At 71.8% G+C, this 13,662-nt stretch carries 14 protein-coding genes; 10 read left to right on the top strand and 4 right to left on the bottom strand.

The window, feature by feature from the left end; translation table 11 throughout:
* Positions 1-310: 310 nt before the first annotated feature.
* Genes ACWGH1_RS32345 through ACWGH1_RS32330 form a run of 4 tightly spaced genes read right to left on the bottom strand, consistent with a single transcriptional unit; the run spans position 311 to position 3,322 of the window.
* Positions 311-781 carry a hypothetical protein gene (locus ACWGH1_RS32345; RefSeq protein ID WP_453353093.1) on the bottom strand — a complete coding sequence of 157 codons (471 nt, stop codon included), beginning with the start codon at positions 779-781 and terminating at the stop codon, positions 311-313.
* Positions 775-1,341, bottom strand: coding sequence for a hypothetical protein (locus ACWGH1_RS32340; protein ID WP_453353092.1), 567 nt, complete (start codon positions 1,339-1,341; stop codon positions 775-777). Before ACWGH1_RS32340 ends, ACWGH1_RS32345 begins: the two co-directional genes overlap by 7 nt.
* Complete coding sequence (locus ACWGH1_RS32335) at positions 1,338-2,576, bottom strand: DUF7224 domain-containing protein (RefSeq protein ID WP_453353091.1); 1,239 nt, start codon at positions 2,574-2,576, stop codon at positions 1,338-1,340. Before ACWGH1_RS32335 ends, ACWGH1_RS32340 begins: the two co-directional genes overlap by 4 nt.
* The gene (locus tag ACWGH1_RS32330) at positions 2,573-3,322 is read right to left on the bottom strand and encodes an ABC transporter ATP-binding protein (RefSeq protein ID WP_453353090.1); all 750 of its coding nucleotides are present in this window, start codon (positions 3,320-3,322) and stop codon (positions 2,573-2,575) included. Before ACWGH1_RS32330 ends, ACWGH1_RS32335 begins: the two co-directional genes overlap by 4 nt.
* 295 nt (positions 3,323-3,617) lie before the next feature.
* Between ACWGH1_RS32330 and ACWGH1_RS32325 the strand changes: the two genes are divergently transcribed.
* From ACWGH1_RS32325 to ACWGH1_RS32280, 10 genes are all read left to right on the top strand, one after another.
* Positions 3,618-5,051 carry an MFS transporter gene (locus ACWGH1_RS32325; RefSeq protein WP_453409245.1) on the top strand — a complete coding sequence of 478 codons (1,434 nt, stop codon included), beginning with the start codon at positions 3,618-3,620 and terminating at the stop codon, positions 5,049-5,051.
* Between the two features lie 100 nt (positions 5,052-5,151).
* Positions 5,152-6,327: a trans-sulfuration enzyme family protein gene (locus ACWGH1_RS32320; protein ID WP_453409244.1), complete on the top strand. Its 1,176-nt coding sequence runs from the start codon at positions 5,152-5,154 to the stop codon at positions 6,325-6,327.
* A 99-nt stretch (positions 6,328-6,426) separates the two neighbouring features.
* The gene (locus tag ACWGH1_RS32315) at positions 6,427-6,936 is read left to right on the top strand and encodes a MaoC family dehydratase (RefSeq protein ID WP_453355042.1); all 510 of its coding nucleotides are present in this window, start codon (positions 6,427-6,429) and stop codon (positions 6,934-6,936) included.
* A 44-nt stretch (positions 6,937-6,980) separates the two neighbouring features.
* A complete protein-coding gene (locus ACWGH1_RS32310; protein WP_453355043.1) occupies positions 6,981-7,820 on the top strand; it encodes a class I SAM-dependent methyltransferase in 840 nt (279 codons plus the stop codon).
* Positions 7,817-8,863 carry a methyltransferase domain-containing protein gene (locus ACWGH1_RS32305; protein WP_453355044.1) on the top strand — a complete coding sequence of 349 codons (1,047 nt, stop codon included), beginning with the start codon at positions 7,817-7,819 and terminating at the stop codon, positions 8,861-8,863. The genes ACWGH1_RS32310 and ACWGH1_RS32305 overlap by 4 nt, the downstream gene beginning before the upstream one ends.
* Before the next feature lie 90 nt (positions 8,864-8,953).
* Complete coding sequence (locus tag ACWGH1_RS32300) at positions 8,954-9,847, top strand: diiron oxygenase (protein ID WP_453355045.1); 894 nt, start codon at positions 8,954-8,956, stop codon at positions 9,845-9,847.
* Positions 9,848-9,881: 34 nt separating this feature from the next.
* Complete coding sequence (locus ACWGH1_RS32295) at positions 9,882-10,742, top strand: hypothetical protein (protein WP_453355046.1); 861 nt, start codon at positions 9,882-9,884, stop codon at positions 10,740-10,742.
* Between the two features lies 1 nt (position 10,743).
* A complete protein-coding gene (acpS, locus tag ACWGH1_RS32290) occupies positions 10,744-11,511 on the top strand; it encodes a holo-ACP synthase (protein ID WP_453355047.1) in 768 nt (255 codons plus the stop codon).
* Entirely contained in the window at positions 11,508-12,716 is a 1,209-nt protein-coding gene (gene metK / locus ACWGH1_RS32285) for a methionine adenosyltransferase (RefSeq protein ID WP_453409243.1), read from the top strand. Before acpS ends, metK begins: the two co-directional genes overlap by 4 nt.
* Positions 12,717-12,763: 47 nt before the next feature.
* Positions 12,764-13,662, top strand: an 899-nt coding sequence (locus tag ACWGH1_RS32280; protein WP_453409242.1) for an adenosylhomocysteinase, incomplete at its 3' end; no start/stop codon positions are given.

The raw sequence follows: 13,662 nt of genomic DNA, 5'->3' as shown, positions 1-13,662 counted from the left end.
CGGGGCCGGCTGCTGCCTTCGGCATCCGGCGAGAGAGTGCTACGACGGCCTCAGCCGGCCGGCGGGCCCTGCTTGGAGGTGCGGTGGAGATAGGTGCGGCGTTTGGCGCCCCGATCACGAGTACGTGTCTGGCGGCCACGCACTGACTCTTCGCTTGATTCCGTAGCCACGACAACGCTGTGGCCGTCATCAACACGCTGCTTGACCAAGGCGTAAAGCTGCTCCCTGGTGGTGCCGACAGTACCAGCGAGCCCGTGTTGTCCCCGGCGCAGGCCGAAGCCGACGGGCCTCGGTCCCGGCGTTCGGCGGGTCAGGGGCGGAGGATCGAGGCGAGCCAGGGGGTGAGGGTGAGGGCGGAGACGCGTTCGTGGTGGGTTTCGTCGGCCGGGAGGGGGATGGTGAGGCGGTAGCCCGGGGGGAAGGAGCGGGCTTTGACGTAGGCCAGGCCGCCGTAGACCGAGCGGAGGAACGCCGGGACGGAGTCGCGGGGGACGTCGTGGAACTCCACGCCGTCGACGGTGATCAGGGCGTCGTCCTCCGGGAAGAGGCGGACGGACACCGCGGGGCGGCCGGCGAGGTCGATGAACGCCTCGTGGGGGAGGGTGCCGTCGGGGTCGGTCGCCTTGAAGAGTTCGGCCGACGAGCGGCGCGAGGTCTGGTCCGCGCCGATGTCGTGGACGACCGTCATCGTCAGGCGGTACGCGTCGGCGATCTCGCGTACGGCGGTCACTGCGGACTCCGTCGTGGGGAGTGAGGGGTGCCTCTTCGTCATGGTCACCATGATCGCTCCTTGGTGGTGAAGAGGGCGGCGGTGAGCAGTGCCGCGGACGCCGCCCAGGCCGGGAGGCTTGCGGAGGGGTGCAGGGGGAGGGCCCACCACTGGGCCGTCGGGGCGCCCGTCGGCTGCGGGGCGTGGCCCAGGACGGCGGTGGCGACGAGGAGCGCGAGGCAGCCGCCGCCGGCCGCCGCCTCGTTGGCGAAGCGGCGCAGCACCAGGACCACACCGAGCAGCAGCATCACGTTGCGGGCGGTGTCCAGCCCGGCGACCGGGGAGAGCAGGTGGACCAGCGCCACCGTGCTCAGCAGCGCCGCCCGGTCGAGCCGGGAGACGGGGACGACCGCCGTGCGCTCCGCCGCGGTCAGGCGGCGCTCCAGGCAGTACAGGACCGCCGTGACGACCAGGAGCGGCGTGAAGTACCGGACCCGGGTGGCGGTCATGCCGCCCATGAAGCTCGGCAGCGGCAGTTCGGTCCCGCCGACCGCCCAGCAACCGAGGACGAGCAGCCCGGCCGCCACCGGAACGGTCCACCAGCGGCGCGCCGCGGTGAGGTAGAGGGTCACGGCCGCACCGCCGCGCAGTACTTCTGTGCCCGGACGGTCCCGGTGAACCACTCGGCCTGGGCGGCGGCCGGCAGCGCGCGGACCGCCTGGAGGTCCGCCCAGTACGAGGGCAGGGCCTCCCGGCGCACCGCGGCCTCCGAGCGTCCCGCGGCCAGCGACGCCCACGCGGAGGCGACCGACGGCAGCCGGCAGTCCGGGACGCCGTACTGCGCGGCCGTGCCGGAGAGGGCCGACCCGGCGAGGCTTTCGGCGAACACGTCCCCGCGCATCGCCGGGGACCACGACAACGGCCAGGTACCGGGCTCCGGCGGGAGACGGCCGGAAGCCATCCGCAGCACCTGCGGCGACGGCACGCCCGCCGCGCGCAGCGAGGCGAGCACCGGGAGCGCCGCACTGCGTATCCGGTCGGAGTCGGCCGCGTATTCCTGCGGCAGGCAGATGACGGGCGCGGCCCCCGCGCACACCGTGTGCCCGGCGCGCGGCGCCCTCAGGGCGCTGTAGCCCCAGTCGAGCACCACGCCGCGACCCACGGCCAGGACACCGACGACCAGCACCGCGCTGACGGCGACCAGCCAGGGCCGGCGGCGCGCCCCGGTCAGGAGTACGGCGCCCACCGCGAGTGCGGCGGTGACCAGCCAGGGCACCAGATAGGCCAGGGGACTGAGCAGGTCGGTCCGGGTCGAGAAGTCGAGCACGAGGCCGCTCAGGTGGCGCACCCACGCGGAGTTCAGCGACGGCGGCACGGCCAGCCACGTCCAGCAGCCGAACGCGGCCACCGGTGCGGCGACCGCGCGCGGGCACAACAGGCCGAGCACCCACCCGATGACCAGCCAGCCGCACGGCAGCACCAGCAGGTGCACCGCGGCGAGCAGCCCCCCGCCGCCGGGCCACACCCCGGCCGCCACCCTGGCCAGGACGAGCGCGCCGGCGGCCAGGAGGAGGTGGAGGACGAGTACGGGTGCGGCCGCCCACAGCACCTGCCGCAGCGGGCCCCGGACACCCACGGAGCGCAGGTTCCGCAGGCTGCGGTGGCGGCCGGCCTCCCAGGCGGCGGCCGCGGCCACCGTGGGAGCGATCACGACGAGGCCCCAGACGGCCAGTTCGCCGGACGCGGGGCCGTACCCGGGAGGCCCGCCGAGGCTGCGGCTCCGGACGTAGAGGCAGAGGAAGAGGAGCGCGGGAAGAGCCAGCCACGGCGTGGCGGAGGCGCGCAGGTTCGCGAGGGAGGCCTTCACTGCTCGGAGGCCCCCAGCAGTGCCGCGTAGGCACTTTCCAGCCGGCGCCCGGGTGGAGAGCCGGGCGCGGCGTGGGCCGCGAATCCGGCCACCGGACCCTGGAACCGCGGTGCCCCTTCCTCCAGCATCACGACCTGGTCGAAAGTGTCGTCCAAGTCGCCTATGTCGTGGGTGGACACGATCACGCTGACCGAGCCCCGGAGTCCGCCGAGCAGGTCGTGGAACCTGCGGCGCTGCGTGGGGTCGAGGCCGGCGGTGGGCTCGTCCAGCAACAGCACTTCGGCCTCGTGGACGAGGGCCTGGGCGATGGCCAACCGCTGCTGCTGGCCGCCGGACAAGGTGGTGGCCCTGTCGTCCAGCTTGGCCGTCAGCCCGACCCGTTCGATCGCCTCGGGGGCCGTGCGCCAGGCGTCCCGCTCGCGCATCCCCTTCAGCCAGCCGATGTAGGCGACGTGTTCCCGGCAGCTCATTCCGGCCAGGAAGGAGGGCTGTTGGGGGAGCCAGGAGACGCTGCTCCGGTACGCACGCAGGTCGCGTCTTCTGGCCGAGTGCAGCTCACCGAGGCGGACCTCGCCCGCGTCGGGGGTGCTCGCGCCGGCCCCGAGGGCGAGCAGGGTGCTCTTGCCCGCTCCGTTCGGGCCGAGGAGCACCGTATGCCCTGGTGGGAAGCGGAGGTCGAGTCCGTCGACGACCGGGCGGGCCCGGCGGCTGTAGCGGAAGGTGCAGGAGCGGTAGTGCAACGGCATGGGTGGCAACCTCGGCATCGTTACGCGCGCGTTCGGGGCCCGCACGTCCGTACGGCCCTCCTGGTAGTGACGCGGGGACGCGGGTCGACGGCTCCCTGAACCCGGAGATCGGCCGGATCCGCCCGCCTCCACCCCGCCGCCCGGCTCCGGCCCGGCGCGGGCGGGGCTCCGGTGGGGCGGGGTGGGATGGGGGCGGGGGTGGGTCCACGTATCCGTCTTACATACCCCCCATGGGTATGCTACGGTGCTCCGCGAGATACCCCCTAGGGGTATATGTCAGAGAGGGGTCAGGGCAATGTCAACCGTCAATCCCCGGCGCTGGTGGGCACTTGCCGTGCTCGCCGCCGCCCAGTTCATGGTCATCATGGACACCTCGATCATCGGGGTCGCGCTCCCCGAGATGCAGAAGGACCTCGGCTTCTCGCAGGGCGAGTTGCAGTGGGTCTTCAACGCCTACGTCATCGTCTTCGGCGGGCTGCTCCTGCTGGGCGGCCGGCTCTCCGACCTCTTCGGGGCCCGCAAGATCTTCGCCACCGGCTGGGCGACCATGATCGTCGGCTCCGTGCTCGCCGCCGCCGCCCAGACCGCCTGGGTCGAGATCGCCGGCCGCGCCGTCCAGGGCGTCGGCGGCGCGCTCATCGCGCCCTCCGCGATGACCCTGCTGATGATGCTCTTCGGACACAACCCGAAGGAGCTCGGCAAGGCGATGGCCCTCTACGGCGCCGCGGCCCCGGCCGGCGGCACCGCGGGCGTCTTCCTCGGCGGCGTGTTCACCCAGTGGGTCAGCTGGCCCTGGGTGTTCATCATCTACATCCCGATCGGCCTCGCCACCCTCGCCGCCACCAGGCTGCTGCCCGCTGTCCAGGCCCGGCGTGGTTCGGTGGACGTCCTCGGCGCCGTCGCCGTCACCGCCGGTCTCGCGCTCGCCGTCTTCGCCGTGGTCCGCGCCCCCGAAGTGGGCTGGGGAGCCACCGCCACCGTGCTGGAGCTGATCGGCGCGGCCGCCCTGCTCGCGCTCTTCTTCGTGGTCCAGCGCACCGTACGGGAGCCGCTGATGCCGCTCAGCGTCTGGCGGATCCCGCGCCTCGGCTCGGCCAACCTGGCCATGACGCTGCTCGGCGCCGCCTGGATCCCGATGTGGTACTTCCTCAACCTCTACCTCCAGCAGGTCCTGAACTACGGGGCCTTCGCCTCGGGCGCCGCACTGCTGCCCATGACGGTGCTGCTGATGATCTTCATGACGGCCATCACCGCCCGCCTCATGGCCAAGTTCGGGGCGAAGCCGCTGATCGCCGGAGGGCTGTTCGCCCTCGCCGCCGGGCTGGTCTGGCTGTCCGCCGTAGAGCCGACCGGCACCTTCCTGGTCGACGTCCTGCCCGCCTCGCTCGTCGCCGCGCTCGGCATGGCGCTCGCGTACATCCCCGCCATGATCGCCGCGATGTCCGGTGCCCCCCAGGAGCAGGCCGGTCTGGCCTCGGGCATCGTCAACACCACCTACAACGTCGGCTCGGCCCTCGGGCTGGCCGCGCTGACCGCGCTCGCCACCACCCAGGGCGCCGGTGAACTGGGCAACCTGCCCGCCCTCACCGACGGATTCAGCGCCGCGTTCCTCGGCGCCGCGGGCATCGCCGCCGCGGGCGCCGTGATCACGCTCCTCGTGATGAAGGGCGACAAGGCCGCCGCCGCGGCCGCCGCCCCCGCGCCGAAGAGCGAGCCGGCCGGGGTGTGAGACCCGGGGACACCCCCCGCCCGCCCAGGGGTCGCCCGACGTCCTCCCCGGACGTCGGGCGACCCCTTTTCCCTCAGGCGCCACACCACAGGAGAACACCGTGAAGGACATCCGGACCCGCGCCGTGCACGTCGTCAGCGAACCGCAGCCGCACGGCAGCCGGCCGCTCTCCGTCCCCCTCGTCCAGTCGTCCGCCTTCGCCTTCGATTCCGCCGCCGAGCTCGCGGAGGCGATGGCCGGCCCGGACGGCCAGTACGTCTACAGCCGCCGCGGCAACCCCACCGTGCGCGCCCTTGAGCGCACCCTCGCCGACCTCGAAGGCGGGGAGTCCGCCATCGCCTTCGCCTCCGGCATGGGCGCCATCAGCGGAGTGCTGCTCGCGCTGCTGCGCCCCGGGGACCAGGTGATCGCCCAGCGGTGCCTGTACGGGGGCACGTACGCGGCCCTGACCGACCTCGCCGAGCGCTACTCGGTCGAGGTCCGCTACATCAGCGGTGACGAGGTGGGCGAGTTCGAGTCGTGCGCGGGTCCGCGCACCAGGCTGCTCGTGCTGGAGACCATCGCCAACCCCACCGGCCGGGTGCCGGACCTGCCCGGCCTGCTGGCGGCGGCGCGCCGCCGCGGGGTGATCAGTGCGGTGGACAACTCCCTGGCCTCGCCCGTCCTGTGCCGCCCCGTCGAGCTCGGCGCCGACATCGTGCTGCACTCCACCACCAAGTACCTGGCCGGCCACTCCGACGTGCTCGGCGGCGCCGCGGTCTTCGCGGACGACGCCCTCCGGCGCCGGATATGGCCGCGTACGGTCGAGCTCGGTGCGGCCGCCGACCCGTTCGCGGCCTGGCTCACCCTGCGCGGGATCGCCACCCTGCCGCTGCGGATGCGGGAGCACTGCACCAACGCCGGCCTGCTGGCGGCCCGGCTGGAGTCCCACCCGGGCGTCGCCGCGGTCCACTGGCCCTGGCTCACCGGCCACCCCACGTACGCCGTGGCGCGCAAGGTGCTTTCCGGTGGCGGCGGGCTGCTCTCCTTCGAGCCGGCGGGAGGCCGGGAGGCCGGGCGGGCGTTCGTGGAGGGCGTCCGGGTGGCGCGTCTCGCGCTGTCGCTGGGCGGTGTGGAGACGCTGGTGACCCACCCCGCCAGCACCTCGCACCGCGAACTGGACGAGCGGGCGCTGGCCCTGGCCGGTATCGGCCCGGGGCTGGTGCGGATGTCCGTGGGCATCGAGAGCGCGGAGGACCTGTGGCGGGACGTCGAACAGGCCCTGGCCGCAGCCTGATTCAGACCGCTTCGGCTTTTTTTGGGTTGACAAAATAAACGGCTGATTCGTAGATTGGTTCACGCCAGAGAAACTCCTCTCCGCCAAGGGGGCCGCGCGATGCGCTACTTCGAGGACTTCCGGACCGGTGACGTCCACGAGCTGGGCACCGTCACCGTCACCGCGGAGGAGGTGCTGGAGTTCGGCAAGCGCTTCGATCCCCAGCCCTTCCACACCGACCCGGCGCTCGCGGCCGAATCCCCGTTCGGCGGACTGATCGCCAGCGGCTGGCACACCGCCTCGATGTTCATGCGGCGCTACGTCGACGGGCTGCTCGCCTACAGCGCCTGTACCGGATCCCCCGGCGTGGACGAAGTCCGCTACCTGCGGCCGGTCCGCCCCGGGGACGTGCTCACCGCCCGCGTGGAGGTCCTCGGCTCGCGCCCCTCCCCGTTCAACCCGGCCACCGGCGTCGTGCAGCCCCGCTGCACGCTCGTGGACCCGGACGGGACGGTCGTGTTCAGCATGATCCTGCACAGCATCTTCCGGCGCCGCCCCGCCGACCGCGCCGCCGCCCACCCCGCGGCCGCGCAGGACCCGGTCGTAGGAGCCCGCTCCGCCGCCGTCTGAGCCCCTGTCCGAAACCCCGTACCGATGTGGAAGGGAGACCTCCAGTGGAGGCCGTATCCCGCACCGCCCAGTGGACCGCCGCAGCGCGGGCCCTGGAGACCGACCGCGAGGACCGGCTGTTCGCCGATCCCTACGCGCGCACCGTCGCCGACGACATCGGCTTCGAACTCCTGGAGCGCTACGCGGGAGCCGGCACCGTGCCGTTCCTCGCCATCCGCACCACCTACCTGGACCGGGCCATCGTCTCGGCCGTCGAGGAGCACGGCATCCGCCAGGTCGTGTTCCTCGCCGCCGGCATGGACACCCGGTTCTACCGCCTGCCCTGGCCCGACGGCGTCACCGTCTACGAACTCGACCGCCCCGCCCTGCTGGAAGCCAAGGCGCGGATGCTGGCCGACGAGGCCGACCCGGCCGGGCGCACCCGGGTCACCGTCCCCGTCGACCTCACCCGGGACTGGACCGGCCCCCTCAAGGAGGCCGGGTGGCACAGCGACGAGCCGGTGCTGTGGGTGGTCGAGGGCCTGCTGTTCTTCCTGCCGGAACTCGCCGTACGGGGCCTGATCTCCACGCTCGCCACGCAGTCGGCCCCCGGCTCGGTCCTGCTCGGAGACGTCATCAGCAAGTCCGCCCTGGAGAACCCGCTCTCCCGTCCCTTCCTCAACTGCCTCGCCGAGGACGGGAACCCGTGGCTCTTCGGCACCGAAGCCCCCGAGCAGCTGCTCGCCGACTGCGGCTGGGCCGTGCGCGAAGTGCGCCAGCCCGGGGAGCCGGGCGCCGACTTCGGCCGCTGGCCCTACCCGGTACCCGCCCGCAGCGTCCCGCGGATCCCCCGTTCCTTCCTGTTCACCTGCGACCTTCCGACCACCGGGGTGAGAGCGGCATGAGCGCCACCGACGAGTTCCACCAGCGCGTCATCAGTGACGCCGGCGCCGCGGTTCGCGGCCTGACCGTCGCCCTCGGCGAACGCCTCGGCCTCTACCGGGCGCTCGCCGAAGCCGGCCCGCTGACCCCGGCCGCGCTCGCCGAACGGGCCGGGATCAGCGCGCGCTACGCCGAGGAGTGGCTGCACGCCCAGCTGAGCGCCGGGTACGTGGAGCGTGACCCGGGCGCCGGTACGTACGCCCTGCCCGCCGACCACGTCCCCGTACTGGCCGACCCGCAGGCCCTCACCTTCGCCGCCGGGTTCTTCACCGCCCTCAAGGCGCTCTACGCCACCGAGGACTCCCTCGTGGACGCCTACCGCACCGGCGACGGCGTCGGCTGGGCCGAGCACGACCCGGCCCTGGACACCGGGATGGGCAGCTTCTTCCAGCCCGCCTACGAGCACCGGCTCGTCCCCGACTGGCTCCCCGCGCTCGACGGGGTCACCGCCAAGCTGGCCGCGGGCGGCACCGTCGCCGATGTCGGCTGCGGCGTCGGACACACCACCCTGCTGATCGCCAAGGCCTTCCCCGAGGCAACCGTGTACGGCTTCGACTACTCCGAAGAGGCCATCGCCATCGCCCGTCAGCTCGCCGACGAGGCCGGCCTCGGCGACCGCGTCGTCTTCGAGGTCGCCCCGGCCGACGACTACCCCGGCAGCGGCTACGACCTGGTGACCTTCTTCAACGCGCTGCACGACATGGGCGACCCGGTCGCCGCCGCCCAGCACGTGCACAAGTCCCTCGACGCCGAGGGCACGTGGATGCTGGTCGAGTCCAACGTGTCGCCCGCGGACATCGACACCCAGACCCCGGCCGCCCGCATGTTCATGGCGCTGTCCGCCGTCATGTGCCTGCCCGTGGCCGTCGCGCAGCGCGGCCCCCACGCCCTCGGCAACCACTCGGGCGAGCAGGCCTTCCGCGCCATCGCCGAAGAGGCCGGCTTCACCCGCTGGCGCCGCGCGACCGAGACCCCGGTCAACGCCGTCTACGAAGTCAGGCCCTGAGGCCCTGAGGCCCCGAGGCCCTGAGGACCGCCGTCGCCGCCGCGCCGCCGCCGACGGACCGGGCGCCCACCACCACACCGAGGAGTCACCATGGGCGTCAGCGCCCCGCTTCCCGTCACCGACCGGTTCCTGGAAGTCCTGGACCGGCTCAGCTCCCGCTCCATCGAGGAGTACTACAACCCGTACCAGCAGTTCGACTGGCCCGCGAAGCTCGAAGAGGGCCGGATGTGGATGACCCCCGAGCTGCTCACGGTCTACGGCACCCCCTTCTACGAGGAGCTCGGCGAGGAGACCATCCAGCGCCTCTCCAAGTGGGAGAGCATCAACTTCTACAGCCTCAACGTGCACGGCATCCGCGAGCTGCTCATCGAGGTGGTCGGCCGGATCCACATGCCCGGCTTCGAGGTGCCCTCCGACTTCTTCCACCACTTCATCGGTGAGGAGAACGAACACATGTGGTTCTTCGCCGAGTTCTGCCGCCGCTACGGCGACAAGATCTACGGATCCACCGCCATGCGCGCCGACTCCGCGTGGGAGCCGGAGGTGGAGAACTTCCTGGTCTTCGCCCGGATCCTGTTCTTCGAGGAGCTCGTCGACCACTACAACACCCGGATGGCGCAGGACGACTCGCTCTGCCACACCATCCGCGAGGTCAACCGCATCCACCACCAGGACGAGTCCCGGCACATCGCCTTCGGCCGCGAACTGGTGTCCCTCCTCTTCACCCGGATGCGGGACAGCGTCTCTGCCGCCCGGCTCGCCGAGGTGGAGGCCTACCTCAAGCGCTACGTCGTCTACAGCGTCAACTCCCTCTACAACCCGCACGTCTACCGCGACGCCGGGATCCCCGACCCGTTGGCCCTGCGTAACGCGCTGGTCGCCGACGAACGGCGCCGCCCCTTCGAGCGCAAGACCATCCGCAAGCCGCTCGGCTTCTTCCTGAAGACCGGGATCTTCACCGACGACGTGCTGCCCGTCGTCTGAACGGCCCCACCGCCGTCCGAGAGGTGACCCCACCATGACCGTCACGACCACCGCGAGCGCCGGGACGACCCGGGGCCTGCCGTCCCTCGGCCCCGAGGGAACCGCCTTGCTCCGGCTCCTCGACGACACCTTCGAGAGCTGGGGCGTGCGAGCCGGTGCCCGCCCGATGACCATGCCCCCGCTGCTCCCGGCCGCCGATCTGGCCCGGCTCGACTACTACGACAACTTCCCCCACCAGGCCGTCGTCGCCGCCCCGCTGAACCTGGAGGCCAGACAGACCAGCGAGTTCTGTACCGACACCGGCTGCTTTCCGTGCGACGCGCTGCAGCCGGCCGCGCTCGGCCTGCCCTCCGCTTCCTGCTACGCCGTCTACATCGACCACCAGGGCCGCACGGCCGCCGACGACGAGCTCGTCACCGTGGTCGGATGGTGCTTCCGCAAGGAGGAGCACTACGAAGGGCTGCGCCGCCAACTCGGCTTCCGGATGCGCGAGATCGTCGCGATCGGCACCCGCGAGCACGCCGAGACGCACCTCGCTTCGTTCACCGGGCGGATCACCTCCTTCGCCGAGGCCCTCGACCTGCCCCTGCGCAAGGAGGCGGCCTGCGACCCCTTCTTCGACAAGGGCAGTTCCAAGGCGGTCCTCCAGCGCCTGACGCCGGTCAAGCACGAGTTCCTGTACGAGGACCTCGCGATCGCGTCCGTCAACACCCACCGCAACTTCTTCGGCGACCGGTGCGACATCCCGCTCGCGTCGAGCGGCGGCCCGGCCTTCACGAGCTGCGTCGCCTTCGGCCTCGAACGGTGGCTGTCCGCGCTGACCAGGCGCCACGGCAGCTGGGAGGCGGCGACGGCCGCGGTCCTGCGGGCGAACGCGGCCGGGCCGGCGATCTGACGTGCCGACCCGACCCGTCGCCCCTCCGGCGGGCGGTCTGGGCTGGGCGAACCTCGGCATGGACATCGTGTCCGTCACCCGTGTCCGCCGGCTCCTCGCCGAGTACGGCGAGGACTTCTTCGAGCGCATGCTCACCCCCGGCGAACTCGCCGACTGCCGCAATTCCTCCAGGCTCGACGTACTGAGCCTGTGCGGGCGGATCGCCGCCAAGGAAGCGGCGTTCAAGACCCTGCGCGTCGGCGGCAGGTTCCTGCCCTGGCTGGACATCGTCGTCCGGCGCTCCGAGGGCGGCTGGCCGCTCGTCGAACTGCACCGGGCGGCGGCCGAGATGGCCGCGGAATCACGGATCGCCGAGATCACCGTGACCATCAGCCACGACGTGGACTACGCGGTGGCGGTCGCCGCCCCCGTCCTGGAGGCCGGCGCGCCCGGCTTCCCCCTGCCGCGGCCACTGCCCGACCCGGCCGGACCCGTACCGGATCCCTCATCCACACCCATCACTTCCGCAAGGAGAACCATCATGTCGAACGGTCTGCAGCAGCTGAAGAACTGGCTCCTCGCCCGCCACTCGGAGCTCGACGACATCGCCCCCGACCTGGACCTCATCGAGAACCGGCTGATCGACTCGCTGTCCTTCGTCGAGTTCGTCTTCCTGCTGGAGCAGCACAGCGGCAAGCCGATCCAGATGGAGACCCTGGAGGTCGACGAGATCCGCACCCTCGGCGCCATCGAGAAGCACTTCTTCCCGCTGGAAGTGGGCCAGGCATGAGCAAGCGGCTATTCACCTCCGAGTCCGTCACCGAGGGCCACCCCGACAAGATCGCCGACCGGATCAGCGACACGGTCCTCGACGCCCTCCTCGCGGAGGACCCGGCCTCACGGGTGGCCGTGGAGACCCTCATCACCACCGGCCAGGTCCACATCGCGGGAGAGGTGACGACGAAGGCGTACGCGCCGATCGCCGCCCTCGTCAGGGCGGCGATCCTGGAGATCGGCTATGACTCCTCGAAGAAGGGCTTCGACGGCGCCTCCTGCGGCGTGTCGGTGTCCATCGGAGAACAGTCCCCCGACATCGCGCAGGGCGTCGACACCGCCTATGAGACCCGCACCGAGGGCGAGGCGGACGAGCTGGACAAGCAGGGGGCCGGCGACCAGGGGCTGATGTTCGGCTACGCCTGCGACGAGACCGCCGAGCTGATGCCCCTGCCCATCGCCCTGGCCCACCGTCTGGCCCGGCGACTGACCGAGGTCCGCAAGGACGGCATCGTCCCGTACTTGCGGCCGGACGGAAAGACGCAGGTCACCGTCGAGTACGACGGCGACAAGGCCGTCCGCCTGGACACCGTCGTGGTCTCCTCGCAGCACGCCGCCGACATCGACCTGGATTCCCTGCTGACCCCCGACATCCGCGAGTTCGTCGTGGAGCACGTCCTCCGGCAGTTGGCGCAGGACGGGATCAAGCTGGACACCGGGGGCTACCGGCTGCTGGTGAACCCGACCGGCCGGTTCGAGATCGGCGGTCCGATGGGTGACGCGGGCCTGACCGGCCGCAAGATCATCATCGACACGTACGGCGGCATGGCCCGCCACGGCGGCGGCGCGTTCTCCGGCAAGGACCCGTCGAAGGTCGACCGCTCCGCCGCGTACGCGATGCGCTGGGTCGCCAAGAACGTGGTCGCCGCCGGGCTCGCCGCGCGCTGCGAGGTGCAGGTCGCGTACGCCATCGGCAAGGCCGAGCCGGTCGGCCTGTTCGTGGAGACCTTCGGCACCGCGATCCTGCCCGACGAACAGATCCAGGAAGCCGTCACCAGCGTCTTCGACCTGCGCCCGGCCGCGATCATCCGGGACCTGGACCTGCTGCGGCCCATCTACGCCCAGACCGCCGCCTACGGTCACTTCGGCCGCGAGCTGCCCGACTTCACCTGGGAGCGCACCGACCGCGCCGACGCCCTGCGCAGGGCCGCCGGAGTCTGAGCCCCGTCGTCGACCCCGCATTCCCCACGTTCAAGGAGCGTCCCCCCATGACAGCCGAATTCACGGATTTCAAGGTCGCAGACCTGTCCCTCGCCGCGTTCGGGCGCAAGGAGATCACCCTGGCCGAGCACGAGATGCCGGGTCTGATGTCGATCCGCGAGGAGTACGCGGCGAGCAGGCCCCTGACCGGTGCCCGGATCACCGGCTCCCTGCACATGACCGTGCAGACCGCCGTCCTGATCGAGACGCTGGCAGCCTTGGGCGCGGAGGTGCGCTGGGCGTCGTGCAACATCTACTCGACGCAGGACCACGCGGCCGCCGCGATCGCGGCGGCCGGGATCCCCGTCTTCGCCTGGAAGGGCGAGACGCTGGAGGAGTACTGGTGGTGCACGGAGCAGGCCCTGACCTGGCCCGGGCACGCCGGCCCGAACATGATCCTCGACGACGGTGGTGACGCCACCCTGCTCGTGCACAAGGGCGTCGAGTACCAGAAGGCCGGTTCGGTACCGGACCCCTCGACCGCCGAGAACGAGGAGATGGCGCTGGTCCTCGCACTGTTGCGCGGCAGCGGCCTGGACTGGACGCGGCTCGCGTCCGGAATCCGCGGCGTGACCGAGGAGACCACCACCGGGGTCCACCGTCTTTACGAAATGCACCAGGCGGGACAGCTCCTCTTCCCGGCGATCAACGTGAACGACGCGGTGACGAAGTCGAAGTTCGACAACAAGTACGGCTGCCGGCACTCGCTGATCGACGGCATCAACCGGGCGACGGACGTGCTGATCGGCGGCAAGGTCGCCGTGGTGTGCGGTTACGGTGATGTCGGCAAGGGCTGTGCGGAGTCGCTGCGCGGTCAGGGTGCGCGGGTGATCGTCACGGAGATCGACCCGATCTGCGCGCTGCAGGCGGCGATGGACGGTTACCAGGTGGCGACGCTGGACGACGT

It is taken from the genome of Streptomyces sp. NPDC054883, from assembly GCF_053610645.1.
The sequence above is the reverse complement of the archived record's forward strand: the minus strand, read 5'-3'. Positions and strand labels throughout refer to the sequence as shown.

Bases quoted from the DNA above. Each gene is read 5' to 3' on its own strand.
- ACWGH1_RS32345 (WP_453353093.1), bottom strand. From the start codon at position 781: ATGGTGACCATGACGAAGAGGCACCCCTCACTCCCCACGACGGAGTCC.
- ACWGH1_RS32330 (WP_453353090.1), bottom strand. From the start codon at position 3,322: ATGCCGTTGCACTACCGCTCCTGCACCTTCCGCTACAGCCGCCGGGCC.
- ACWGH1_RS32325 (WP_453409245.1), top strand. From the start codon at position 3,618: ATGTCAACCGTCAATCCCCGGCGCTGGTGGGCACTTGCCGTGCTCGCC.
- ACWGH1_RS32315 (WP_453355042.1), top strand. From the start codon at position 6,427: ATGCGCTACTTCGAGGACTTCCGGACCGGTGACGTCCACGAGCTGGGC.
- ACWGH1_RS32305 (WP_453355044.1), top strand. From the start codon at position 7,817: ATGAGCGCCACCGACGAGTTCCACCAGCGCGTCATCAGTGACGCCGGC.
- ACWGH1_RS32300 (WP_453355045.1), top strand. From the start codon at position 8,954: ATGGGCGTCAGCGCCCCGCTTCCCGTCACCGACCGGTTCCTGGAAGTC.
- ACWGH1_RS32295 (WP_453355046.1), top strand. From the start codon at position 9,882: ATGACCGTCACGACCACCGCGAGCGCCGGGACGACCCGGGGCCTGCCG.
- metK (WP_453409243.1), top strand. From the start codon at position 11,508: ATGAGCAAGCGGCTATTCACCTCCGAGTCCGTCACCGAGGGCCACCCC.